The sequence below is a fragment of the Paraburkholderia sp. Clong3 genome (assembly GCF_050436485.1).
GTDB lineage: Bacteria > Pseudomonadota > Gammaproteobacteria > Burkholderiales > Burkholderiaceae > Paraburkholderia > Paraburkholderia tuberum.
On record NZ_JBNDMH010000003.1, the window covers coordinates 2,548,667 to 2,572,682 of the forward strand.

The 24,016-nt window shown below is 62.2% G+C and carries 25 protein-coding genes and 3 pseudogenes; 9 read left to right on the forward strand and 19 right to left on the reverse strand.

The window, feature by feature from the left end:
• Window positions 1-3: 3 nt before the first annotated feature.
• From OKW30_RS35010 to OKW30_RS35020, 3 genes are all read right to left on the reverse strand, one after another.
• Window positions 4-1,104: an HlyD family secretion protein gene (locus tag OKW30_RS35010; protein ID WP_429291601.1), complete on the reverse strand. Its 1,101-nt coding sequence runs from the start codon at window positions 1,102-1,104 to the stop codon at window positions 4-6.
• Between the two features lie 81 nt (window positions 1,105-1,185).
• Window positions 1,186-1,608, reverse strand: a complete 423-nt coding sequence (locus OKW30_RS35015; RefSeq protein ID WP_184025155.1) for a MarR family winged helix-turn-helix transcriptional regulator — start codon at window positions 1,606-1,608, stop codon at window positions 1,186-1,188.
• 83 nt (window positions 1,609-1,691) lie between these two features.
• Window positions 1,692-2,114, reverse strand: coding sequence for a MarR family winged helix-turn-helix transcriptional regulator (locus OKW30_RS35020; RefSeq protein WP_184063138.1), 423 nt, complete (start codon window positions 2,112-2,114; stop codon window positions 1,692-1,694).
• A gap of 417 nt (window positions 2,115-2,531) precedes the next feature.
• Between OKW30_RS35020 and OKW30_RS35025 the strand changes: the two genes are divergently transcribed.
• The 4 genes from OKW30_RS35025 (at window position 2,532) to OKW30_RS35040 (ending at window position 6,656) form a co-directional block, all read left to right on the forward strand.
• Window positions 2,532-4,877: a TonB-dependent receptor gene (locus OKW30_RS35025; protein ID WP_429348889.1), complete on the forward strand. Its 2,346-nt coding sequence runs from the start codon at window positions 2,532-2,534 to the stop codon at window positions 4,875-4,877.
• 21 nt (window positions 4,878-4,898) lie between these two features.
• Window positions 4,899-5,522, forward strand: coding sequence for a MotA/TolQ/ExbB proton channel family protein (locus OKW30_RS35030; protein WP_090807159.1), 624 nt, complete (start codon window positions 4,899-4,901; stop codon window positions 5,520-5,522).
• Entirely contained in the window at window positions 5,522-5,920 is a 399-nt protein-coding gene (locus OKW30_RS35035; RefSeq protein WP_184007118.1) for an ExbD/TolR family protein, read from the forward strand. Before OKW30_RS35030 ends, OKW30_RS35035 begins: the two co-directional genes overlap by 1 nt.
• Window positions 5,921-6,215: 295 nt before the next feature.
• Window positions 6,216-6,656, forward strand: a complete 441-nt coding sequence (locus OKW30_RS35040; protein WP_429348890.1) for an energy transducer TonB — start codon at window positions 6,216-6,218, stop codon at window positions 6,654-6,656.
• 7 nt (window positions 6,657-6,663) lie between these two features.
• On the opposite strand, the gene OKW30_RS35045 is transcribed toward OKW30_RS35040, so the two are convergent.
• Together OKW30_RS35045 and OKW30_RS35050 are read right to left on the reverse strand one after the other, a co-directional pair.
• The gene (locus tag OKW30_RS35045) at window positions 6,664-8,388 is read right to left on the reverse strand and encodes a tannase/feruloyl esterase family alpha/beta hydrolase (protein ID WP_429349220.1); all 1,725 of its coding nucleotides are present in this window, start codon (window positions 8,386-8,388) and stop codon (window positions 6,664-6,666) included.
• A gap of 261 nt (window positions 8,389-8,649) precedes the next feature.
• The gene (locus OKW30_RS35050; RefSeq protein WP_184025144.1) at window positions 8,650-9,615 is read right to left on the reverse strand and encodes a GlxA family transcriptional regulator; all 966 of its coding nucleotides are present in this window, start codon (window positions 9,613-9,615) and stop codon (window positions 8,650-8,652) included.
• Between the two features lie 110 nt (window positions 9,616-9,725).
• Between OKW30_RS35050 and OKW30_RS35055 the strand changes: the two genes are divergently transcribed.
• The gene (locus tag OKW30_RS35055) at window positions 9,726-10,016 is read left to right on the forward strand and encodes a hypothetical protein (protein WP_184025141.1); all 291 of its coding nucleotides are present in this window, start codon (window positions 9,726-9,728) and stop codon (window positions 10,014-10,016) included.
• Window positions 10,017-10,074: 58 nt separating this feature from the next.
• Here OKW30_RS35055 and OKW30_RS35060 read toward each other — a convergent pair whose 3' ends face one another.
• Both OKW30_RS35060 and OKW30_RS35065 read right to left on the reverse strand, forming a co-directional pair.
• On the reverse strand, window positions 10,075-10,887 hold the full coding sequence (locus OKW30_RS35060; protein WP_316251884.1) for a DUF4377 domain-containing protein: 813 nt from the start codon (window positions 10,885-10,887) through the stop codon (window positions 10,075-10,077).
• Between the two features lie 273 nt (window positions 10,888-11,160).
• A complete protein-coding gene (locus tag OKW30_RS35065; RefSeq protein ID WP_184063142.1) occupies window positions 11,161-11,694 on the reverse strand; it encodes a hypothetical protein in 534 nt (177 codons plus the stop codon).
• A gap of 87 nt (window positions 11,695-11,781) precedes the next feature.
• Between OKW30_RS35065 and OKW30_RS35070 the strand changes: the two genes are divergently transcribed.
• Window positions 11,782-12,714 carry a LysR family transcriptional regulator gene (locus OKW30_RS35070; RefSeq protein WP_184025135.1) on the forward strand — a complete coding sequence of 311 codons (933 nt, stop codon included), beginning with the start codon at window positions 11,782-11,784 and terminating at the stop codon, window positions 12,712-12,714.
• Window positions 12,715-12,744: 30 nt separating this feature from the next.
• Here the strand turns inward: OKW30_RS35070 and OKW30_RS35075 are convergent.
• From OKW30_RS35075 to OKW30_RS35085, 3 genes and pseudogenes are all read right to left on the reverse strand, one after another.
• Window positions 12,745-12,822: pseudogene (locus tag OKW30_RS35075) on the reverse strand (transposase); the annotation flags it as partial.
• Between the two features lie 148 nt (window positions 12,823-12,970).
• Window positions 12,971-13,438, reverse strand: a complete 468-nt coding sequence (locus tag OKW30_RS35080; RefSeq protein ID WP_184063146.1) for a universal stress protein — start codon at window positions 13,436-13,438, stop codon at window positions 12,971-12,973.
• Window positions 13,439-13,619: 181 nt separating this feature from the next.
• Window positions 13,620-13,805, reverse strand: a complete 186-nt coding sequence (locus tag OKW30_RS35085) for a hypothetical protein (RefSeq protein ID WP_184063148.1) — start codon at window positions 13,803-13,805, stop codon at window positions 13,620-13,622.
• A 198-nt stretch (window positions 13,806-14,003) separates the two neighbouring features.
• On the opposite strand from OKW30_RS35085, the pseudogene OKW30_RS35090 reads away from it, so the two are divergent.
• A pseudogene (locus OKW30_RS35090) lies at window positions 14,004-14,853 on the forward strand (beta-ketoacyl-ACP synthase II); the annotation flags it as partial.
• 228 nt (window positions 14,854-15,081) lie between these two features.
• Here the strand turns inward: OKW30_RS35090 and OKW30_RS35095 are convergent.
• From OKW30_RS35095 to OKW30_RS35115, 5 genes are all read right to left on the reverse strand, one after another.
• Window positions 15,082-15,309 (reverse strand): hypothetical protein, encoded by a 228-nt coding sequence (locus OKW30_RS35095; protein ID WP_260335510.1) that lies wholly within the window; start codon window positions 15,307-15,309, stop codon window positions 15,082-15,084.
• Between the two features lie 963 nt (window positions 15,310-16,272).
• Window positions 16,273-16,803 (reverse strand): hypothetical protein, encoded by a 531-nt coding sequence (locus OKW30_RS35100; protein ID WP_429348891.1) that lies wholly within the window; start codon window positions 16,801-16,803, stop codon window positions 16,273-16,275.
• Window positions 16,800-17,519, reverse strand: coding sequence for a M35 family metallo-endopeptidase (locus OKW30_RS35105; protein WP_429348892.1), 720 nt, complete (start codon window positions 17,517-17,519; stop codon window positions 16,800-16,802). Before OKW30_RS35105 ends, OKW30_RS35100 begins: the two co-directional genes overlap by 4 nt.
• A 39-nt stretch (window positions 17,520-17,558) precedes the next feature.
• Window positions 17,559-17,969, reverse strand: a complete 411-nt coding sequence (locus OKW30_RS35110) for a hypothetical protein (RefSeq protein WP_429348893.1) — start codon at window positions 17,967-17,969, stop codon at window positions 17,559-17,561.
• Window positions 17,970-18,175: 206 nt separating this feature from the next.
• Window positions 18,176-18,415, reverse strand: coding sequence for a hypothetical protein (locus tag OKW30_RS35115; protein ID WP_429349221.1), 240 nt, complete (start codon window positions 18,413-18,415; stop codon window positions 18,176-18,178).
• Between the two features lie 39 nt (window positions 18,416-18,454).
• Between OKW30_RS35115 and OKW30_RS35120 the strand changes: the two genes are divergently transcribed.
• Both OKW30_RS35120 and OKW30_RS35125 read left to right on the forward strand, forming a co-directional pair.
• Complete coding sequence (locus OKW30_RS35120; protein ID WP_429349239.1) at window positions 18,455-18,670, forward strand: hypothetical protein; 216 nt, start codon at window positions 18,455-18,457, stop codon at window positions 18,668-18,670.
• A gap of 19 nt (window positions 18,671-18,689) precedes the next feature.
• Window positions 18,690-19,288: pseudogene (locus OKW30_RS35125) on the forward strand (DUF72 domain-containing protein); the annotation flags it as partial.
• Here the strand turns inward: OKW30_RS35125 and OKW30_RS35130 are convergent.
• The 4 genes from OKW30_RS35130 to OKW30_RS35145 form a co-directional block, all read right to left on the reverse strand.
• Window positions 19,225-19,686 carry a hypothetical protein gene (locus OKW30_RS35130; RefSeq protein ID WP_429349240.1) on the reverse strand — a complete coding sequence of 154 codons (462 nt, stop codon included), beginning with the start codon at window positions 19,684-19,686 and terminating at the stop codon, window positions 19,225-19,227. The pseudogene OKW30_RS35125 and the gene OKW30_RS35130 overlap by 64 nt on opposite strands.
• 45 nt (window positions 19,687-19,731) lie before the next feature.
• Complete coding sequence (locus OKW30_RS35135; RefSeq protein ID WP_429348894.1) at window positions 19,732-20,337, reverse strand: hypothetical protein; 606 nt, start codon at window positions 20,335-20,337, stop codon at window positions 19,732-19,734.
• Window positions 20,338-20,520: 183 nt separating this feature from the next.
• On the reverse strand, window positions 20,521-21,411 hold the full coding sequence (locus OKW30_RS35140) for a transglutaminase family protein (RefSeq protein WP_184063158.1): 891 nt from the start codon (window positions 21,409-21,411) through the stop codon (window positions 20,521-20,523).
• Window positions 21,408-23,999 carry a circularly permuted type 2 ATP-grasp protein gene (locus OKW30_RS35145; RefSeq protein ID WP_429348895.1) on the reverse strand — a complete coding sequence of 864 codons (2,592 nt, stop codon included), beginning with the start codon at window positions 23,997-23,999 and terminating at the stop codon, window positions 21,408-21,410. Before OKW30_RS35145 ends, OKW30_RS35140 begins: the two co-directional genes overlap by 4 nt.
• Window positions 24,000-24,016 lie beyond the last annotated feature (17 nt).

Consider the following 24,016-nt stretch of genomic DNA (forward strand, 5'->3'; position numbering starts at 1 on the left):
GGTTCATCCCTGCGCGGCCGGATGGCCCGCATCGAGGTGCACTTTCACGGTCGCGGACAGGCCCGGACGCAGCACGCCCTGCATGTCCTTCGGCACGTCGAGGCGCACGCGCACCGGCACGCGCTGCACGATCTTCGTGAAGTTGCCGGTCGCGTTTTCCGCCGGCAAGACGCTGAAGGTCGCACCGGTCGCCGGTGCAAGACTGTCGACCACGCCGTGCAGCGTTGTGCTCGACGCATCGAGTTCGACGTCGACGCTGTCGCCCGAATGCATTTTGCGCAGCTGATCTTCCTTGAAGTTCGCGTCGATCCATAAACCGCTCGCCGGCACGACGGTCAGCAGCGACACGCCCGTGTTGGCGAGCAGCCCAACGCGAGCGGTGCGATTGCCGACATAGCCATCGATCGGCGAGCGGATCGTCGTGTACTCGACGTTCAACGCGGCGACGCGCTGCGCGGCCTGCGCGGTCGCGATGCGCGCTTTCGCGTCGCCGATCTGAGCGTCGAGCACCGCGATCTGGCGTTGCGCCGCGAGCAGCGCCGCGCTGCTGCGATCGACCGCCGCGCGCGCTTTGGCCAGATCGGCGTCGGCCTTCTCGACGACCTGGTTCGACACCGCGTCGTCTTTCACGAGCTCGCGGTAGCGCGTCTGGTCGGCGGCGCTGCGTGTGAGCTCGGCGCCCGACGCGCGGACCTCGGCGGCCTGCTCGTTGATCGCCGCGAGTTGCAGTGATTTCTTCGCTTCGAGTTCGGTGACGGCGGCCTGCGCGCTCTCCACTTCAGCGCTCGCTTGGGCGAGGCGCGCGTCGTAGTCGCGGGCATCGAGACGCACGAGCACCTGGTTGGCGTGCACGAACTCGTTGTCGTGCACGAGCACGTCGGTGACGAAGCCGTTGACCTTCGGCGCCATCACCGTGACGTCGCCGCCGACGTACGCATCGTCGGTGCTCTCGACGAAGCGGCCGACGAAGAACCAGTACGAAGTGGCAAGCGCCAACACGACGAGAACGGAGAGGATCGCGAGCAGCATCCACGGGATACGCCGCGCCTGTCTGGCGGGTTGTACCGCGCTTGGCGGCGCGACGGTCGAAGGAGTTGTGGACATGGTGTCGATATGTGCGTATGCACTCTTCAGATTGAAAAAAACGGCGCAGTGCGCCGGCCTCCGCTATCTTCAGCGTTTATGTCAAAGCGTATCCCGGGTGATCGCAAACAACTCGGTGCGCAGTGCAGCCGCGCGCTCCTCGCCGAAGCGGTGCTCGAACTCGGCCTGGGCGGCATACCAATGAGCGCGGCCTGCGTCTTGCCGCTCTTCGCCCGCGGCGGTCAGCGAGATCAGCAGCGCGCGCGCATCCGCGCCCATCGCCTCGCTCGACACCAGCCCGTCGCGTCGCAGCGGTTGAATCGTACGGACCAGCGTGGTGCGCTGCATGCGCATGGCCTCGGCGATCTGCTTCATCGTCATCGGACCGGTGCGCTTCAGGCGCCCCAGCAGCGAAAACTGCGTGATGGTCAGCCCGACATTCGACAGGTGCCGGTCGTAGATCTGCGATACGTGACGCGCGGCCTGGCGGATCGCAAAGCAGTCGTCGTCGAAAAGCGCTTCCATTCGCTTCACTTCCTTTGCTCGTTAGTGCATATGCACATTAAGCGGCGTCATAAAACCCGCCGAAGCGGGTTCCTACGCGCGATCTAACCGGTGATGCTGAACAGCTCGGTACGCAGCGTCTTTGCGCGGGCGCGGCCGAACTTCTTTTCGAATTCGTCCTGTGCGGCGCGCCATGCGACGGAGGCCTGATCGAACGTCGTCTTGCCTTTTTCCGTCAGGCTGAACAGCAACGTGCGGTTGTCGTGGTCCGCCGCCTCGGCCAGCACGAGGCCGTCGCGCTGCAGGGGCTTCATCGCGCGGACCAGCGTGGTGCGCTCCATCACCATCGCGTCCGCGAGCTCCGCCATAGGCAGGTTCGGTGTGCGCGCGAGCTTCGCGAGGATCGTGAACTGCGCAGCGGTCAGCCCGACGCTGCCGAGATGGCGCTCGTACATCTGCGTGACGTGCCGCGCCGCCTGGCGCAGCGCGAAGCAGTTGCATTCGTCGTAGGAGAGAGGACGGTTCATGGAGCGAAGTTTATGTGTGCATATGCACTGTGTCAAGTTTTTCGAATGGCAACGGGCAAATGCCTCACCCGTTGCGCTACGGCGGCCTTCATCTTGCGACTTGCCAGCTGCAATTGTTATGTTATAACATGGCCAAAAATTGGCGCTCCAGCCCTGCCGTTTGTCACACCGGCCCACTGCGACGTCCGACAAAATCCGTCCGACCTATGAGCGGACAGTCCATGCTCAACGACCACTTATGACCGTCATCGCCATTACCGTTCTCATCGAAAAGTAGTCCTGATCGACGGGCCTGCTATCGCGCGTCGTCAACCTCCGGTTCGCCTGTCCTTCCCCTGCCGGCCAGGGGCGAGGTGGGCGAGCTTTTGCCGAACGCTTCTGTTCATCAACGCATCGTCCATAGCGCGAGCAACAACAATGAAAAAACGCACACTGACCGCACAGGCGGCGATCGTGTTCTGTACCGCCGTCTCGAACGCATGGGGCGCGCCGAGCAACGCCATATTGACGGGCACGATCTCCGATCCCGCGGGCCGACCCGTCGCTCACGCGAAAGTGGAGGTACAGGACGCGAGCGGCGCCTCCATCGGCGCGTCGAACACGGACACGTCGGGGCACTTCTCGATCGACGGCGTGGCGCCCGGCACGTATGCGGTCGTCGTCACGGCGGCCGGTTTTGCAAGCGGCAGCAGCATCGCGACCGCCCAGTCCGGCGCCCCGGCGAGCGTCAGCGTACAACTGCAAAAGAGCGATACACTCGACGTGCAGGTCAACGCACAACGTCTGAACGCTGCCCGCAACGGCTTGCTGCCCGAAACGGGCAGCAGCGTCTATCGCTTCACGCAGGCGGACATCGACACGATGCCGGCGGGCGCGAACACGCCGCTCAATCAGGTGCTGCTGCAAGCGCCCGGCGTCGCCAACGACTCGTACGGCCAGCTGCACGTGCGCGGCGAGCACGCCAATTTGCAATACCGGATCAACGGCATCATCATTCCGGAGCCGATCAGCGGCTTCGGCCAGTCGCTCGATACGCGCATCATCGATCAAATGAACCTGCTCACTGGCGCCCTGCCCGCGCAGTACGGCTACCGCACGGCCGGTATCGTCGACATCCGCACCAAATCGGGCGACATGGGCAGCGGCGGCTCGATCGACGTATTCGGCGGCAGCCATCAGACCGTCAAAACGAGTGCCGACGTGTTCGGCAGCGAGGGACCGTTCAGCTACTACCTGAGCGGCTCGCTCGGCATGAACAATCTCGGCATCGAGAATCCGACGGCGAGCGCCAATGCGATTCACGATCACACGCGCCAGGGCAATGCATTCGGCTATCTGTCGTATCTGATCAATCCGCTCACGCGTGTGAGTCTGTTGTTCGGCGCGACCAGCAACCAGTTCGAGATTCCGAACACGCCGGGGCTCACGCCGAACTTCGCGCTCAACGGCCACAGCACGTTCGATTCGTCGCAACTGAACGAAACGCAATCGGAGCTGAACAATTTCGCGGCGCTCGCGCTTCAAGGCACCAACGGCGGCGCGCTCGATTACCAGGTCGCCTTCTTTACGCGCTATACGCGCACGAAGTTCAACCCCGATCCGATCGGCGACCTGATGTTCAACGGCGTGGCATCGGAGGACTTCCATAGCAACACAGCCAACGGCGTGCAGGTCGATACGACTTGGCGCATCAACGACAGTCACACGGTTCGCACGGGCGTCTTCTTCCAGCAGGAACACGCGATATTCGACAATAACGTGTCTGTGTTCCCCGCCGACGCGGACGGCAACCAGCTCTCCGACGTGCCCTTCAACATCCAGGACAGCAGCAGCAAGACCGGCTATCTGTACAGCCTGTACGCGCAGGACGAATGGAAGCTGACCGACCGGCTCACGCTGAACTATGGCTTGCGCTACGACCGCATGGACGAGTACACGAGCGCGAGCCAGTTGAGTCCACGCGTCGGCCTCGTCTACACGCTCACGTCGTCGACGACGCTGCACGCCGGCTACGCGCGCTACTTCACGCCGCCGCCGTTCGAACTCGTGTCCGGCTCGACGATATCGAAGTTCGACGGCACGACGAATCAGAGTTCGGTAACACAGAACGATCCTGTACAGCCGGAACGCAGCCACTATTTCGATCTCGGCATCACGCAGAAACTCGGCCCTGCCGTCACGCTCGGACTCGACGCGTACTACAAGAAATCGACCGACCTGCTCGACGAAGGACAGTTCGGCTCTGCGCTGATCTACACGCCGTTCAACTACCAGTACGGCAGAACGTATGGCGTCGAATTCACCGCCAACTACAAACAGGACAATCTCTCCGCGTATCTGAACCTCGCGTATAGCCGCGCGCAAGGCAAGAACATCAACTCCGCGCAGTTCAATTTCGGTGCGGACGAACTGGCGTACATCTCGAACAACTGGGTGTACCTCGATCACGACCAGCGCGTGACCGCATCGTTCGGCGCGGCATACGACTTCCACCAGACCACCTTCACGTTCGACGGAATCGTCGGCTCCGGCCTGCGCAGCGGCTTTGCGAACACCGACCGCCTGCCCGTCTATGCGCAGTTCAACCTCGGCGTAATCCAGCACTTCAACGAGCCGATGATCGGCAAGTTCGACGCGCGTCTGGTGGTGATCAACGCATTCAACCGCGTGTACGAGTTGCGTGACGGCTCGGGCATCGGCGTCGGCGCGCCGCAGTACGGTCCGCATTTCGCGGTCTATGCGGGCGTGACCAAGTACTTCTGATCGACGGCAGGGAGAACCATCATGCAGGAATGGACAGGCTTTATCGCGGCGATGCGCACCGGCGGGTGGATCATGTATCCGCTCAGCGTGCTCGGCGTGCTCGCATTGACCATCATCATCGAGCGGGCGTATGTGTTTGCCCGCTTCGCAAGCGCACCAGCGCGTGTTTTGCAACCCACGTCGTCAGCCGATGACAACCGTCTCGACCGTCTCGCCCCGCACCACGCGTTTCGGCGCATGGCCGCGCCGTGGCTGTCGGAATCCGACTCGCCGCTGTGGCTGCGCGAGGCGTCGGCGCAATCGATCGCATCGCAGATCGAGCGCGACATGGGCCGCGGTCTGTGGCTACTGGAGACGATCGTCACGGCGGCGCCGCTGCTCGGCTTGCTCGGCACGATCGTCGGGATGATGAAGTCATTCCAGCTGTTCGGCGGCAATGGGCTCGTCGATCCGGGCGGTGTCACGGGCGGGGTGGCGCAGTCGCTGGTGGCGACCGCGATCGGACTCATCGTCGCGGTCTTCGCACTGTTCGCGTTCAACTATTTTTCACGGCGGCTCGAGCGTCTGATGGATGAACTCGAACTGTTCGCCAACGCGCGACTCAGCGCGCTGCGCCTGCAACAAGAGGCGCGAGGCGAGCGCTGATGAAACTCAAACGCTCGCGCGCCTCGCGGCGCGGCCGCATCGAAATCATTCCGATGATCGACGTGATGTTCTTTCTGCTCGCGACCTTCATGCTCGCCTCGCTGGCGATGCAACGTCTCGACGCGGTGCGGATCAATCTGCCTTCGGGACGCGCGCAGCCGATCAGCACGAGCGAGCCGCTGACGATATCGGTGAACGGCAACGACGAGGTCTCGGTCAATCGCCACGTCGTTCGCGCGGATCAGATCGAGCCTGAAGTGAAGCGCCTGCTGCGCGCGGACGGCAACGTCGTCATCGCGGCCGACGATCACGCGGGTCACGGCGCGGTCGTGCAGGCCATGCTTGCGGCGCGACGCGCGGGCGCCGAACACTTTCTGATCGCCGTGCATCGTGATTAAAGCTTGCCGCGAGACGTTCGGGGGGCACGTTGTGGGACCGCTGCGTACCGCCGTCGCTTGTCTGATCTCGCTGGGTATCTGGCTTCTGGTGCTGGCTGCGCTGTCGTCCGGGTTGCTGAAGTCGAGTCAGCCAGCCCCACCGCCTGCTCCACTGGATATGCGCGTGGTCGTGCTCGACGAGCCTGCGCCGCCTGAATCCCGTCCGTCGCAAACTCCGGTTGCGGTTCCAGCGGAACAGGCGCCACGGCACGCGCAGACGCAATCGCGTACCTCAGCGCATCGCGCGGTGCCGCCTGTGCCAACCAGGCCGCAGACGCTGACGACGCCCGCTGCCGCAGCGCCGTCGGTACCGGTTGCTAGTCAGGCACAACGCCCGTCGCAAGATGATCAGCCGGAACAAACGGCCGCCGCGGGATCGCAGCAATCATCCGCACAGCGCGACGCCGCTCCAGCCGCCTCGGCAAGCTCCAACACCGCCGCCCGCTCCATCTCGCAACCGCTACCGACGCTGCCCGACGACTTGCGCGAGCAGGCCTATCAGACGATCGCGACAGCCCGCTTCACGATCCACGCCGACGGCTCGGTCGATGTCGAGCTCATTCACGCGACGCCGAACCCGCGTCTCAATCAGCTGCTGCTCGACACGTTGCGGCGCTGGCGCTTTTTTCCCGCGCTGCGCGATGGCCGGCCCGTCGAAAGCACGCAAAACATCCGCGTGCATTTCAACGTCAGTTGAACGGCGCCTACTGGCTTGCGCAGGTGAAATTCGCCGCGACGTTCACGTCGCCCGAGCCGTTATAGCGCGGAAAGGTCGGATATTGGCACAGCGGCCGTGTGCGTCCGGGCACGCCCGCCGTATCGGCGACGATCTGCGCGGGCGGCACCACGCCGTTTTCGACCCAGTTTTCGAGCGTCGTCAGCGAATCCCACGACGCGTTGAACACGGTACTGACCGCATGGCCATAGCCGGGAATCTCGTAGAAGCGCACGAAGTTCGCCACGGTGGACACGCCCATCGTCGCTTGCAGACGCTGATAGTACTGCTCGGTCGAACGCGTGCTGACGAGCGCGTCGGCCATGCCGTGCGCCATCAGGATCTTGCCGCCCTTCGCATTGAAGGCCGACAGATCCGTCTTGTTGACGTCCTGCAGGCCCGTCAGCTGACTGATGCGCGCCTGCAGACTGCCCGGATTCTGCGGATCGACGGCGAGCGAGTTGTAGTTCGGGTCGCGCGTGACGAAGTAGCGGATCCACTGGTCCCAGAACACGCTCAGATACGGCGCGGTCGTGGGCATCGGCGATGCGGGCTGTGACATGCCGAGCGCGAGCGTGGTCACTGTCGGCTGCAACGCCGAAGGATTCGCGATGCCGAGATCGGCGCCGTACACGTTGAAGCCCGGATACTGCGTCTCGCCGCTCGCGAGCGTGTAGCCGAACGTGATCGCCGTGTTGTACACGTTCAGCGCCGCGATCTGCGCGTCGGACAGACAGGTGTCGCCGGTATCGGCGCCGCCCGCGCAACGCAGCGGCGCGCCGTTCAGCGTCGCCGTCGCAGGATTGAAGGTTGCGTTGCACGCGGCGACGTTGCTGATCAGACCGTCGGCAACGCCGTCGAGCGCGTCGCAACTCGCGAGCACCGTGTCGAGCAGCACCTTGCGCTTCGCCTGGTCGAGATAGGCACCCGGCGCCGCCAGTGCGCGCGTGATGCGGCCGAACTGCAGATCGAGGCTCGCGGCCGCCCATGCCGGATACAGCACGATCGAGCCGTCCCAATCCTGCGGCCAGCGTTGCACCACTGCCAGCGCCTCGCGTCCGCCCGACGAGCCGCCCGCGAAATACGCCCGCTTCGGCGCCTTCACCGCATAGCGCGCGTCGATCAGATAGACGGCCGCGTCGCGGGTTTTCTTCAGTGCGTCGCCGTTGAAGTTCTGCATCGCTTCGTCGTTCACGCCGAACGACGCGTCCTCGCTGCCGAGCGCATTGGCCTCGTGTCCCGAGTCACTCGCGAACACCGCGTAGCCGCGGCCAAGCGGAGTCAGTTGCGCGGTCGGGCCGGCCGGCACGTTGCCTGTCGGCGCGGGAATCGTGCCGTCGTAGCCGCCGCCGCCGAACATCATGATCTTGCTGTTCCAGTTGGTCGGCATCGCGATCTGGAATTTGATTTGCGGCGCCGCGGGATCGACGGGACTGATCGCGCCGCTGACGAGGCAATACTCGCCGGTCGCTTGCGCGCCCGAGCCGGACGCGGGCATCACGGTCGCTGCGGTCACGGTCGCGCCGGTGGTCGGCAAACCGATTGCTGACGCCGGCACGTTCTTGCCGGTCAGCTGCGCGCAGCTAAGCGGCGCGGCGGCGGTCGACTGAATGTTGTCACTGCCCCCACAGCCGCTCAACGATAGAACCGCGAGCAATGACGCGACGGAAATGACGGGAACAAAAGAGAAGGATGACGGAACGGCGCGCTGCATGGGCATGACTGTCTCCATCTTGGTTTGGAGACGCGGTCGCACGAGTCGGCTTCATCTCGCACGCCGTGTCTGCGCTGGTGGATGTGAGGCGCGAAGGTATACGGCAATGCGGTGCATAGCAAGCGGCGTGCCGCGAGCCGCCGGCGGGCCACGGCATGCATTGCAGCCAGGCGGCCAGCACATTCAATCGTCGGTTGCGATCCGGAAAGCGCGTAAGAGTCGACTTTGCAATCGGCTTCGCTGCCGCGCTCGCTATAGCCTTCAACGCAGATCCGCACGAAGATCGCGCACGCCTTTGCCGAGCCGTTGGCGCAACAGCGTGCGCAACGTGGCACCGTCGACATAGCCGACCTCGGCCGCAATCGCGTCGATGCCGAGGCCGCTGCCATGCAGCAGCGACTGCGCATACTCGACACGCAGATCCTGAAAGTAAGCCAATGGCGATTTGCCGAGCACGTCCTGGCAACGACGCTGCAGCGTACGCGCGCTCGTCGCCAGTGCGGCCGCAGCATGCTGCAGCGAGAACCCTTCCTTCAGATGATCGCGCGCCCATCGCTCGAAACGCTGAATCAGCGGATCGGCCTGAGCCAGATGGTTCGGGATGATGTACGGCGCCTGCGATGAGCGCAGGTCGGCGAGCAGGTAGCGCGACACGAGCGTAGCCAGCTCGGGGCTCGCGCGGCGGATCAACCACAGCGCGAGATCGAGATGCCCCATCGCCGCGCCCGCAGTCACACCGACGTCCGATGGCACCAGCATGCGCGACTCGTCGAGCAACACGGCCGGATAGCGTTGCCGGAACAATGGACCCAGCCACCAGGTCGTGGTCGCTTCGCGATGATCGAGGAGTCCGGTTTCCGCGACGAGGAACGTGCCGATGCACGACGCGGCGATCAACGTGCCCTGTGCATGCCATGCCAGCATTTGCACCCTGGCGTCGCGCACGTCCGGCCGCTCGAGCGCGGGTACCAGCTGCTCCGGCGTACCGGTACTGAGCGCGGGAATGATCACCCAGTCCGGCTTCAGGTCCGCGGTGATCGCTTGCACGGGGATGGTCAGCCCCTGCCCTGAGCGAACCTTCTTGCGCACACCGACGACCGACAGTTCGAAGTGCGGCCGACCGCCCATCTTCGCGGCCGCGAACCGGTTGGCGAGCGAGAACGCGTCGAGCATGACGGTGAGACCGGTGTCGAACAGCCCCTGCAAGGCGAGCACGGCGATGCGCATGGCGTAAATGACCCTAAAGTTGTCATTTGCGACGATACAGCTTTTCCCGGCCGAGGGCTACAGTGAGCCCCGTTGTACATCGCAACCAACGTCGACCCAGGAGGTCACTGATGAAAGTTTTCGCCATCGCAACCGCACAACCGACCCTCACGCCGGACAAGCTCCAGCAGCACATGCCCCACGAGGTGCCGGCCACGCTCCAGCTTTATCTCGACGGCAAGGTCGAGCAGTTCTGGTTCCGCGACAAGGCCGGACCGATTTTCCTGATGAACGTCGGGTCGGTCGACGAGGCCAAGGCAATACTCAACGCGTTGCCGCTCGTGGCTGACGGGCTGATGAAGTATGAATACCTGCCGGTGGGACCGCTCGCGCCGCTGGGACGGCTGATTCAGAAAGGGTGAAGTCACGCTGGTGGGGAGCCGTGCCGCCAATGTGCCTGGCGGCACGTTTGAAGAAGCATTACTGCCCGACCTTCTCCGATTCGACGACCAGGTCCAGCACATAAGCGACCGACGGCCCATCGGCAGGCGGGTTCCTGACTGTGAAACGCTTCACGCGCACGACGTTACGGATGCCCGGCGTGTGCGTATAGCCTTCGATATCCTGATTCAACGGGTGCCACGGACCAGGCGTGCCGGTCGCCAGGCCCTGCTCGTCGAAGAAGCGATCGCGCACGAGCAGACATTGCGCGTTCGGCATCAACGGATGGTTACACGGCACGGACTGCGCCGCCACTTCAAGGAACGCTATTTGACCGGGGCCGCCGTAGCGCGTCTCGGCCGTGGGCACACCGCTAAAGCTCAGCGTGTCGCCGCTATCGGTGACCAGTTGCAGGCTCGGCGCGTTGTCCCGCGCGAGCAGGGTCACGTTGACGCTGCCGCGCACACGCTGCGAGATCGCATCGTCGAGTGCGGCAAGCGCGGCATCGTGGCAGGCCATCATCGTGCTGACCATCGGGCCGATCTGCAAATACCCTTTCCTGACGGTGTAACCCGCTCCCATGCTGTTGCAGCTATTGACGACGGTGATCCGGTACGGACTGAAGTCGAGCTGCACTGGCCTGTCTGGGCGGACGAACAGGGCATCGATGTGCGTGCCATTGCGATCGATCGCGTTGTTCAGTTGCCAGTGGTATCGGGTCAACAGATCGGTGCCGGTCGGCGACGCCGGGTTGGCGGCCGCAGTGGTTGCCGATGGCGCCGGCGCTGTCACTTCCGGTGCCTGTGCGCAGGCGGCGAGAACGAGCGGCAGAAATAGCATGCAGTATTTCACGTCGGCACCTCGCTGAGTTCAGTGGTCGTTCCGGGCGTTTGCTCGCGTCGTCGGGCCAAGGGACGCGAGAAGCAGGTCGCATGCACGAAAGCCGGAAGTGCCGGTGAAGGGTACCACCCGGCCGCATCAGGCCGGGTTTGCGCACCTGCTTCTTTCAGGCCGCGAGCATCGACTCGACGACCGACAGCATAACGCAGGTGGAAGGCGTAAAAACGTCGCTCGATGCTGATCGGATTCCTCGTTACGTGGCCGAACTGCGGCCAGTGCGGCAGGCTACGCCTGGGAAATGTCACGGCCGACGGAAGGACGGGCGTGACGCCGCTTCAGCCGAGGGCGCAACATCAGATAGAAGGCGGCAACATGCGTGATCGCCAGCGTCGGCACATAGATGATCGGAATCGCGTACAAGGCGCCCAGCTCGCCTGCATGCGCGGGCAGATCGGCCGCGGTTGCGTGGTAGTAGTCGATGATCAGGTCGGCCATACCAACCAGATTGAAAGCGACGACGAACGACCAGAAAAGCGGACGTATCCGGGCCGTCAGCAACGCCAGCATCGCCAGCACCCCCGTGGCGAAATCCCCATAGGCGGCGAACACGGCGAAGCTCGCGGACAGTTGCGGACTGACGACACCAGGCAACAGAAAGGCGAGCCCGAAGAAGCGGAAGCTGTGCAACGTGGCGATCGCGCGTTGCGCGTCGAATGGAGCCATCGACTTGAGCTTCGGCCAGACGTAGGTGCCGAAGCACAATAGCCAGGCGACATAGCCCAGAACGAGATGCAACTGAAAGAGAAGCCGCGGTGCCATGATGCCTCCTGTCGAAAGGTGGACGCGCAGGTGTTAGGTGTACCATCGTCTCGCGCGGGTGACTATTCCTCACAATGTTGACAGGCTATGAAGCAGAACTTCACAGTCAGGCAGGGCGCGCTCGACGGCGTCGAAGTCTTCCTCAGCGTTGCCGAGCATCGCAGTTTTCGCGGGGCCGCCGCGCAACTGGGCGTGACGCCGTCGGCCGTCAGTCAGGCGGTGCGTGTGCTCGAAGCCCGCCTCGGTGCGACGCTCTTCATCCGCACCACGCGCAGCGTCGGCTTGACCGAAGCCGGCGAGCGCTTTCTCGCTCGGGCCAAGCCCGCCTTCGAGGAACTCGTCGCCGCCAGCGAGGTGGCGCGCGGACTCGGCGAGCGACCGTCCGGCCTGTTGCGTCTTTCCGTGCCGCGTGCAGTCGTGCCGATCCTGCTGGAGCCGCTGATCGCGTCATTCTGCAAGGCCAATCCCGAGGTCGAGGTGGAAATAGCGGCCAGCAAGGAGCTGATCGATCTCGCGACGGAAGGCTTCGACGCCGGCATCCGGCTCGGCCAGTTCGTCGCCGCCGACATGGTCGCGGTGCCGCTCACGGCACCGTTCCGTTTTGTCGTCGTGGGAAGTCCTGCCTATTTCGCGGCGCGCGGCCGCCCCGAGCAAATGGACGATCTGCGCGAGCATGCATGCATTCGCTGGCGGCGCTCCAGCGGCGCGCTCGCGTTGTGGTCGTTCAACGATAACGGCCAGCCGATCGAGATCGCCGTCTCCGGTCCTTTCATCGCCAGCGATTTTCCGAGCGTGCTGGGCGCGGCGATCGAAGGCGTTGGCCTTGCCCAGCTACCCGAGCCGATGGCCGCCGAGGGGTTGCGAACGGGAAAGCTGGTGCACGTTCTGAAGGCGTACGCGCCGATGGTCCCGGGCGTGTTTCTCTACTATCCGAGCCGCCGCCAGATCATGCCGAAGCTGCGTGCGTTCATCGATCATGTGAAGAGCCGCGCGACGCGCTCGATGCCTGGCGACAGTTGACGAAGTTGATGATGTCGTCGGGGAAGCTCAAAGGTCTTCGCATAGCCGTCGCTCGGACCGGACACCGAAGCAGTAACCCACGATCAGCATGCGAATCATGAGCTCCGGCGTTTCGGCAACGAGCTGATAGGCGCGGCCATGCGAGCTTTTGTTCGTTAACGCAAGCGTTCTCTGCGTCTCTACGCTCAAGCTGCTTCCAGCTTGCGAAATCGGTCGCGTTTGTCCTGAGCCCATCATCTGCAGCAGTTTGCGGATTTTATGCCGATGGTGCTTCGCTCTCATGCCGCGATTTTTTCATCGTCGCCGGATCGCGCACGATGGTGACCGCGCACGGCGCGTAGGCGAGCACCTGGCGGGCGACCGAACCGATCAGCCAGCGATCGAACGGCGTATGTCCGCGATGCCCCACCACGAGATGGTCGATAGCATGCCGCTCCGCGTACAGCACGATCTCCTTTGCCGGCGGGCCGACCACGAGATCGAACTCCACGGCCCCGATCGAAGCGGCGAGCTTCGCCTTCATGTCGTCGAGGATCGCGGTGGCATGGCGCACTTCCAGATCGATCAGATTTTTTCGCTCAACTTCTATCGCACCCCAGTCCGGCGTGCGCGCGACGACGAGCACATGCAAGCGCGCGTCGAAACGCTTCGCGAGATCGACCGCGAAAGCAACGGCATGTTGCGCGGACGCCGACCCGTCATAACCTACCAGCACGTTCTGCATGATTTGCTCCTGTGCGGTTCAAACTGGGCCGTGACTTTGTTGGACGAAATGCATCGAGCCATTTGCGTGAACCGCGAGCGCTCCCCGACTTCAAGGCGTCGGCGCGAAAGCATGCGCGATCCACTCGCGAACCTGCCGCGTGGATTGTCATGCGGACGACGTCGGCACCGGCTGTGTTGAATCAGTTGTCGTCGCTTCTGGACGGGAGGTGCTCGTGAGGCTCGGGCTCTGCCGCGTCGGCGTTAGGAAGGTCGTCTGGGGTCGGATTTTTCAGGCCCTTCGGATCGGGCTGGCGAGTCTTGCCGGCGGAAGTTTGCGCGGGGTCGAGAGAGGTGCCGGTCGGCTCAGCGGATGGATTGGAGGTCATGATGTGCTCCTGCGCTGATGAATGCAGCTTCTACCATGATAGTTCACCTGGCCGATTTGAGTCATACGCGCTGTCACGCCAGCACTACTGTCACACCCGCCCGCTGTTTCTAGCCACGCTAACCGCAGGATCGCCCCGCGCGCCTTTTGTTGCCGCTGGCGGTGCACACAAGCGGGCATACCGAGGAAAATTCCGCGTTCACCTTTCACCGTTCCCAGTTTGGCCAATATGGCAGCTGGCCAAATATCCATCCGCCACGGCTTTCGTGGTCCCCTCGGCGCGCCGGTTACTGCATGTGCTGCCAGCGCACAGGCCATTGGCGACGCAGCACGCCTGATTCGTGCTGACGAAGCCGATATTGCCGTGTGTGACGGAGCGGAGGCCTGCATCGATCGAGTCAGCCTGGGGGCATTCGCCGCCGCAAGAACCATGTCCACGGGCTTTAATGACCATCCCAGACAGGCATCCCGCCCGTTCGACGCTGGACGAGATGGCTTTGTCATGGGAGAAGGTGCCGGCATGCTCGTCATAGAAGAACTGGAGCACGCATTGCGGCGAGGCGCCGCTCCGATTGCGGAAGTGCTCGGTTATGGCACGAGCGCCGACGCACACCATATGACGTCTCCGCCCGAAGACGGTGCCGGCGGATGACGAGCGATGGAACTGGCGATCCAGCAGGCGAACCTTGAACCAAAGCTGATCGGGCGTTTGAACGCCCATGCGACGTCCACGCCGGTAGGCGACATTAGTGAGCTGGCTGCCATAAAGGCTATATTTGGAATAGGTCGAGGTCCCGCCGTGTCAGCCACCAAGTCCTCGACAGGACATCTGCTTGGGACGGCTGGCGGCGTGGAAGCAATCTTCACCGTGCTTGCGCTGCGTGACCAGCTTGCGCCTCCTACACTCAACTTGACACGGCCTGTTCCGACAGCGGAAGGCATCGACATTGTCAGCGGATCGGCCCGCAAGATATCGACGGAATATGCGATCTCCAATGGCTTTGGTTTTTGGGGGCGTCAATGCCAGCCTGGTATTCCGTCGGCTTTGATCCTGGCTGCGAGTTGAAGAAAGAGCTCGAACGCAGGCCCGGCCGCCATTGACCGAGTCTGCGAAGGGTACTACGGCCTATAAGTATCGCGTGTCCATCCACGTTCGCCAAATGAAATCGGGTGCTGCGCCCGTTCCCGCAAAGCGTGCCTGAAGGATTTCTCAGTGTAAGGATAGGCGAAGGAACCCCGAAAGTGATCTCGTCACCCGAGTGCCCCCGCGCACCGGACTAGCGATAGTTGACGAAGTTGATGATGTCGTTGAGGAACCAAGGCAGAATAAGTTGCGTGTCGGAATAGCTGGTGCCGACAGTGAGTCTCGGTGGTCTTGACGTGGAGTCAGTGGACGGTGCGCCGTCTGGAACGTGCAGGATGTAGGCGTTCGTATCGACCGCCGGCTGATTGTTCGCCGGAGTCGATGTGCAGCCGGTAGCGAGAACGACGAGAACTGCTGCCAAGCAACGAGACTTCATGAGCGGGTGAACTCCGGCGACGTTTTCTACATTATGTCTGAACTGACTTGAATACCGGCGACGAACTGAACCCGCCATCGCAAATTCAACACCGTTATCCCCAGTGCCATCCGATGCGCGCCGCCGCCGAGGATCGTCCCAAGGCTGGCAGCCGAACAGATGTATCCGGACGAGCTACCCAATGGACCGAACCGTCTGAGTGCGTGACTACGACTCGTGCACGTGATCGGAAGAAAACAGAAGCACTGGCGCCGCCACCTGCCGGCGCTCGCGTGCATCGAATCTCCGTGAGTCCTCGCTGCTTTTTGACGACCTGCGCCGCTGCGCCACGCTCGACGCACTTGAACAGCGTTATGGTTTTCGCCGCCTCGATGTAGTCACCCGGTGGGAGCAGCAATCGCAGGGCCTATCCGGACCGCAAAGCCACGGCGAAGATACTTGATGGCCTGATTGCCGGCGCGAAATCGCTAGACTGACGCGGATGTCGCCCACCGGCACATTGCTGCCAATCATGTCTTGGCCAGGTGTTACTGGGAAGCTCCCCTGACGGCCGAAGCTTTTACCGCTGCGCCCAATGCGGTTTACGCGCCGAAAGTAGTGATGTTTGGTCATCTGCTGCTGCGGCATTCGGCTGAAGACTGGAATGGATGCAGGCGTTCGCTGCGCGGTGAACGAAGCGCCATTGCCTGAATTCCCCATGGAAGTCTTCGCAACCCAAGCGAACAGCCAATGAGTTCTTCAGGTGTAGAAGTCTGGACTTGGTCGGGCAGACGATGTCTGATGGTCCGGCTAAGTTCGGCCATTTTGCGACACTCGCGGCCAAACGGCTTTGTGCTCACCGGCATCTAGTTCATCGGTGACGTCGCCTATGCCCAGTCGTGGTGGTGCCGCTTGCCTGCGTGATCTACCTTCAAATGGCCCCGCCGAGGCGGGGCCCTGTTCGTGTGCTTACGGGTTGGTAGGCGTGGTAGGTGGCCAAAGCCGTGGATCGTCGCACATCCATTCGCAGCTACCCTTGCAAATCGGACTTAATTCGATTTCGATTTGATTAACACGAGTGCTACCATCGGGAAGTTTTTGCGCAAACACATCGGTCAGAGTTTTAGGCTCTACATATATGTCTCCACTCGGGATTCCAAGTTTCCTCAGATATCCTTTCACCACCTCGCCACGGCGATCCTGCAAGATATCCAGATCGCGCTCGCCGATATATGCGCCAGCGATTACAATTGCCTGAATCCTCACGTCCGGCCATTTCTGCGCCTCTTTCACAGCCTTTTCGATTGACAGCCGGTTATCCTTCGAGAGCGCAATGGTGTTGAACGGCAATTGCAGTTCAACGTGCTCCACGAAGCGACATCCAGTGCTGGATGGCCTATGCTTCGCCACGGCGTTGATTGATTGTTCTGCGAAAACTGGTCCGCAAAGACCAGCGCATAAGCTAAGCACAGCGACAAGTGTGCGGTAGCGAAAGCTCATTTCTTTTCCTCTACGTCTTTATCGAAAGTTGCTATATATCCGGTTATGCTATCCGCGTTTCGAATCGCCTCTTCTCGATGATTTTCCGCCCATATTCGCGCCCCGGATTCCGTATCGACATAGATCTCGTCTCGCGAATTAAACGTATCCGTGAAGTGCGTACATTCGTGGATTATTGTTTTTATTTTGCACGGTTTCCACAATTGGCCAAATGGACTGCTGCAAAACGCGGAACAGATAGCAATAACCCGCTTTTCCGAATCTGGCTTACAGACCGCGGCGTGATTCTTACCCGAATCCGGCTTGGGTACACACGACAGCATCCTATTCGTTTCACTGTCAAATCGTACAATCTTTTCTGGCACTAACTGCTGCATGGCCGCGAGCAATCGCGGCAGTCCATCGCTCAGTACCTTTTTTGTAGCGTCGTCTGCGCGGGCAAAGAAAGTTGTCACGCGCGCCCGCTCCTTCTCGTCCCAACGCGCCAGACCCTCGATGCGTCGCTTGACCAACTCCACACCAATATCGCGGGCACGCATGACCTCCTTTCGGAATTCCTTGTTGCTCATGTTTGGACAGATAGGCGTCGTATTGATTACGACATTGGATATTGACCCAGGAGTTGTATTGGTAATGGCTGTGCCGATCTCGGTCCATTCTTCATTCTCGTCGGTCTTGAGGTATTGGCTATTTTTGTTCAAGAATTCATTTGTCATCTGCTCTCCCGTGATAAGAGACTTACCTGGTGTCCACCGCTATGGCCCGGCAACTTCGATAGACACCTGCTTTGCGTTATCTGTCGAAACACGCTGGGTACGCCCCTGAGAATCGGTGACACCTTTCGCGATGACCCTCGAACCGACGTGTATCCGGTAACGCACCCCCGTCTGTCGCTTGCCGGTGGAGTCTCTTAGCTCCAACTGCTCATTGAACCGCTTGGGGGCACGCTCGCGACAATCGCACGCCCATGCGTAACCCAGGGCTTCAGCCATGTCGTAACCGTTCGAATACGACTTCAGCCTATCGAACGGAAACCATTCGCCGGTTTTGGCGTTGAGCGCCATCGCGGATGGCATTCGCGGAAAGTTAGAGTAGATTGAATAGGTGATACGGCAAAGCTGGCACTCTTCCTTGCCCCCGGTTTCATCCTGTTTCTGTTGTTCCATCTGACCTCTGCTGATTTTCCGGAACACACCCGACGAATTAACCGTCCAAAACGTGACACGGTCAATTACTTTAATTCGAGATAAAACCGTTTTGACGGAATTTCACAATTGCTCTGCCTATCTCATTTTCAGGTGCAGTTTTCCAATATCACCGTCAACAAAAAAAGCGGCATTGAGCCGCTTTTTCCGTAAGTCATCGACGCCGGTTAGTGCTTTGTCCATGAGGCGTCCATAGCCGCCAGTTTCCCGTTCGCGCCCTGCGCAGCGTCAGCGAGAATCGCTGCCGCGTCCGCCGGTGTCAGTTGGCGGTTAGGAAGCACCTTGGCGTCGAGCGCAAGCACCGTGAACAGTTCCTGATCGCAGCGGTTGGTCGCGTGGTAGTTCTCGCCGATCTGGATCATCAGCTCTAGCAGGTTGCGGTGTTCGTGTCTTTCCTCGACAGTCACAGCAAGACTCCTGAACATCGAGGTCGCAAGTGTAATCAGATGTCGGAGTTGCTGCCCCTGCCGGTCGCAAAGATGGAAGGCGGCAAGCGCGAGGCGTTCATACTGGAGAGCGTCTACAGCGAGACGGGAGGGAGATTGCTGCTTTCTGGCGGGTTTGGTCACGATGGGCATGCCCTGCAATCCAGTGAATTCCACGCCTTCGAGTTCAGCAAACCCTGGCACTCATCCAGCGAATTCCTTTTTCCTGCGGCATGAACGGGGGCAGCATGGCCTAGCAGGCAAGAAGAATCTCTATTACAAGGATGTACCGCCGCCAGTTATCGAGGAACTGTGGGCGCGCTTCTTTGCGGCCCTGCAGCCACTGCACGTGTGGCGGGCAAACTCGGCGCGGTGCTATTCCAGTTTCCGAACTGGATAACCGCAGTACCGAAAGCGATGAGGCACGTCGAGCACTGCGCCGAGCGCATGCACCCGTTTGTGACCGCGTTCGAATTTCGGCACGAGAGCCGGTTCAGCGATAAGCACCGCGAGTCAACCCTTGCGATGGAGCGTGAACGCGGGTTCGTTCACGTGATTGTCGGTGCGCCGGAAGGCGTGACGAAGCGCGCGCACTCAGTTTGGGAAGCGACGTCGCCCGAACTCGCGATCGTACGGCTGCATGGCCGCAACGCGTCGACATTGAGCGGCGCCGAGTCGGCGGCGGAACGGTTCAACCATGACTATAGCGACGACGAGCTTCGCGAACTCGCGCCACCGATTGAGGACATTGCGGGGCGCACGGCGCGCACACACGTCCTGTTCAACAACTGCTATCGCGATATCGCGCGGCGAAACGCTGTGACAATGATGGGGGTTCTGCAAGTCACGCGGTAAAGGCGCCGGAATTGTTCGCGCTGTCCCCGTGCCGAGAATTCCTGATCCTGATAGCCATTACGAAGCCCATGAGAGTACTTGCCACACCGATGCGCAAGCGCGGCGAAGACCGGCACAAACGCGATATCGAAGCTGCCGAGCCCGTAAGCGGCGACGTAACCATCAATCACGAACAGTCCGCGCAATACAAGCGCACCAGCAAGGTGGCGAGCTTCCAGCAATCCGGCTCGGCAGATACGCAACCGCTGCCGCCGCTGCAGGATGTTGAACTGAGCTGGATGGGTCCTAACGGCTTCGTGCTGACCGACATCGAGTTCATCGGTGATATCGCCTATGCTCGGTCGTGGTGGTGCCCGGTCGCTGCATGCCTCGGCGCGCGATCTGTGATTCTGTTTCACGCTGGAATGAAAAGGCCCCGCCGAGGCCGGACCCTATTCGTGTGCTTACGGGTTGATAACCCTGGTGCGTGGGGTCACTCTTGGATCGTTGCACATCCATGCGCAGCTACCTTTACAGATCGGATGCAACTCCACTTCGATCTGGCGGACAGCTAGTTCACCGTCAGCCCGCTTCACCACGAACCCATCCGTAAGAGTTTTCGGCACGATATAGATATTCTCACTTCTGATACCGAGCTTCCTCAAATACGCTTGCACGTTTTCCCCGCGGCGCTCCTGCAAAACGTCAAGATCGTGCTCGCCAATATATGCACCGGCCATCACAATCGCCTGAATCTGCACGTCAGGCCACTTCTTTGCCTCTTCCACCGCCTCTGCGATTGCGCGCCGATTTTCCTTTGAAAGTTCAACCGTGTTGAATGGCAACTCAATAGCCGCTACCTCTCCGATAGTACAAGCAATAACCGGGCGTCCCAAGCAAAACCACACGGCAAGCAATGCCGCGAGAAGGCCACCGCGCAAAATCGGTTGTCTACTCATGGTGCGATATTTACTCCATCGAATGTCGCTATGTAGCCAACGATGCTGTCCGCCGATCTGGATCATGAACTCCAGCAGGTTGCGGCGTTCGTGTCTTTCCTCGACAGTCACAGCAGGACTTCTAGCGGAGCCTGAATTGCGTGAGAAGGCCAATAATCGTGGCTGGTCGATCAGCGTTCCGGGCCACAGACAGTCAACGCGATTCGGCTTTATTCGCGTTCTGCTCGACAATGAGTTGCGGGGCGAATAGTTGGCCGACCTCGGTCCAATACCGGCACCGAACCGCGCCCGCAATCACAACTCCAGCACCGTCACCCCCACTTCCATCCGATGCGCTCCGCCGCCGAGAATCGTCCCGCGCAGTAACGACACATCGCTGTAATCGCGCCCGATCGCAAGCGTTACATGATCCAGATCGGCGAGCACGTCATTGGTCGGATCGAGATCGATCCAGCCGCTAGCCGGACAATGCACCGACACCCAGGCGTGCGAAGCATCCGCGCCAATCAGGCGCGGGTGTCCCGGCGGCGGATCGTTGCGCAGATAGCCGCTGACATAGCGTGCGGGCAAGCCAAGCGAGCGCAGACAGCCGATCATCACCTGCGCGAAATCCTGACACACGCCGCTCTTCAGCTCAAACGCGCGTTCGGCCGGCGTATCGAACAGCGTCGCCGACGGCTTGTACGCGAAGTCCTCGTGAATCCGATGCATCAGATCGATCGCGCCCGCGACGAGCGGCCGGCCGGGCGTGAAGCTCGGCAACGCATACGCGCGCAGCGACGGCCGTAGCGCAATATTCGGCGAAGCGAAGCAGTACTCCGCCTCGGCACGGAACGCGCCGCCCACGCGAAACCGCAGCGCCTCGGCCACCGTCTCCCAGGGCGGGGTGGCCTCGGCGTCGAGGTCGGTCCAGCGCGGCGTCAGCGCGACCGTGGTTTCGCTGACGAGCTGCAGGCGCTCGTGCGGTGTATCGAGCGCGAAGTACAGCACGTCGTTGCCGAACGCGTCGATGCGGCTATGCTGATACGACGGCTGCGGCTCGATGCGCTCGCTGCGCGAGATCACACGCTGCCACGGACACGCGAGCGGCCGGATCGTCGCCAGATGCTGCGCGGTTTCGACATACGTCGAGTAATGGTAAACAGTGCGATGCGAAACAGACAGCACCGTCGACGCGTTCTTCATGCCCACACCTGCGAGGCAACCGTGGTCGCGTGACTGAAATAGCGCGCGCTGATCTCATGCGCGGCCGCGTTGGCGAAGCCGCCGATCTGATCACACAGCGCAATCAGCTTGCCATACGAGCCCTGTTCGTCGACCTCGCACAGCGATTCGAGCGTCGGCAGCGATTCGACGGGCGGCAGCAGCTCCGCGAACGGCCGATGCCGCACGCTGCCCGCCGCGATGGCGATCTCGTCGAGTTTGTTGCGCAGGCGCTCGTACACGCCATAAATGCCACGCGGATTATGCGGTTCGATCACGAGCAGATCGAGCAGCGCCGGTACTTCGAAACGTCCCGGATACAGCGAGCGATACGTGAGCGTGCTGTCGAACATTTGCAGCAGCAGATCGAAGCCGGCCGGCGTCGCGAGCTGGCCGTTCACGGCGACGCCGCGCATGAACGCGGCCATCGTCGCGACGCGTTCGATATGACGCCCGACGAACAGCAGCCGCCACGCTTCATCGCGCGTCATGCGGTCGCCTTGCGCGCCGCTGATCGCCGATAGTTGCACCGACAGACGCTCGAGCGCATTTGCGAGCGTCACGCGGTCGTAGCGATCGAACGCACTACCGCTACTCGCGGCGCCCGCACCGCCGTTGCCCGCGTCCACGGCCGGCAGCAACACCTGCAACGCGTCCTGAAAGTCGTTGCGCGCCGCGAGGATCATGCGCCAATGATCATTCGACAAACGCCCGCGCACCTCGCCGTTCGCGCGCGCCTGGCAATTGAGGTTCTGGCTGATGCTGACGCTGCCCGCGCTCTCGCCGAGATTCGCGACGAGCGCGCGCTCGAACGTCTGCGGCGACGGCAGCCCGTGCGGCGACGCCAGGTCGCCCGACTGCACGAGGCCGCACCATGTCGCGAGTTCGACCAGCGTCGCGAACATCGAATCGGCGTCGTTGCCTTCGAGCGAGCCGAGAATCAGCCGCAGCAGACGCACGTTGTTTTCCGCCCGCTCGCCGTAACGGCCCGCCCAGAACAGGTTCTCCGCGGCACGGCTCGATACCGTACGATGCTTGCGCGTGAGATCGGCGGGCTGCATCGGCGAAGGCAGCAGTGTGAAGGTCGAGCTCGGCTGGCTCGACAGCACCCAGGTATCGACGCTGCTGCCGCCGTGCTGCATCGATACCGTGGTCTGACGCTCCGCGGCCATGCGCGTAAAACCGCCCGGCATCACGTGCCAGCCGCCGTTGACGTCGGCAATCGCATAGACGCGCAGCACCGACGGCCTTCCGCCGATCGTGCCCTCCTCGAAGCGCGGCGTGCAGGAAAAGCGCTGCTCCTGCTGGATCGTGAACGCGTCGGGCAACGCGTCGATGCGCTCGCGCCATGTCGCGAGCGGCTGCCTGCCCCCTTCGATGCCGGGCGGCGTGTCGCGTCCCGTGAGCGGCCAGGTCGGCACGATGAACGCGTCGTCGAGATGCGCGAACGCATGCTCGCGCGCGGCCCGTTCGCCGCACCACCAGGTCGGCACGCCGGGCAGCAGCAGCTCTTCGCCGAGCAACGCTTCGGCGATACCCGGCATGAAACCGTGCAACGCCGGCGACTCGGCGAACCCCGAGCCGGGCACGTTCGACACGATCACATTGCCCGCGCGCATCACCTGCAACAGCCCCGGCACGCCGATCGTCGAATCGGCGCGCAGTTCGATCGGGTCGCAGAATGCGTCGTCGAGACGGCGCAGCACGACGTGCACGCGTTCGAGGCCGGCCAGGGTCTTCAGATAGAGCCGGTCGCCGCGCACGGTCAGATCCTTGCCTTCGACCAGCGTGACGCCGAGATAGCGCGCCAGAAACACATGCTCGAAATAGGTTTCGCTGTAAGGCCCAGGCGTGAGCAGCGCGATATGCGGTGACGCGTCGGCGCTTTCCTCGTTGCGCATCGTCGCTTGCGCGGCCTGCACGAGCGTCGCGATCAGTTGCGAATAGAGCGGCGCGAGCCGGCTCACGCGCAGCGAGCGGAACGGCTCCGCGAGGAGCGTCGACACGATCAGGCGGTTTTCGAGCGCGTAGCCGAGACCGGACGGCGCCTCGGTGCGATGCGCGATCACGCTCCACTCGCCGCCCGGCGTACGCGCGAGATCGAGCGCGACGACCTGCAGATACTGACCGCCGGGCGGCGTAAAGCCCTTCACCGAACGCAGATAGCCCGGATGGCCGAATACCAGCGCGGGCGGCAGTCGGCCATCTTCGAGCAGCGTCCGCGGTCCGTAGATGTCGGCAACGATCGCGTTGAGCAGATGCGCGCGCTGCGCGACGCCGCGCTCGAGGTGCGCCCACTCGGCCTCGCTGATCAGGAACGGCAGGAGGTCGAGCGCCCATGGCCGTGACTTGCCGTTGTCCGCGTAGACGTTGTAGCTGATGTCGTTGTCGCGGATCTGCTGCGCGATCGACGCGTGATGGTCCGCGAGCCGCGCCACGCCGTCCTCGTCGAGCAGTGCGAAGAACTGCCGCCACGGCTCGCGCAGCGCGCCCGACGCGTCGCGCAGCTCGTCCCAATGTCCGTCATGACCCGGCAGCAATCGCAACAGGGACGAAGCGTCCGCCGGCATGGCGGACGCTTCGAAGG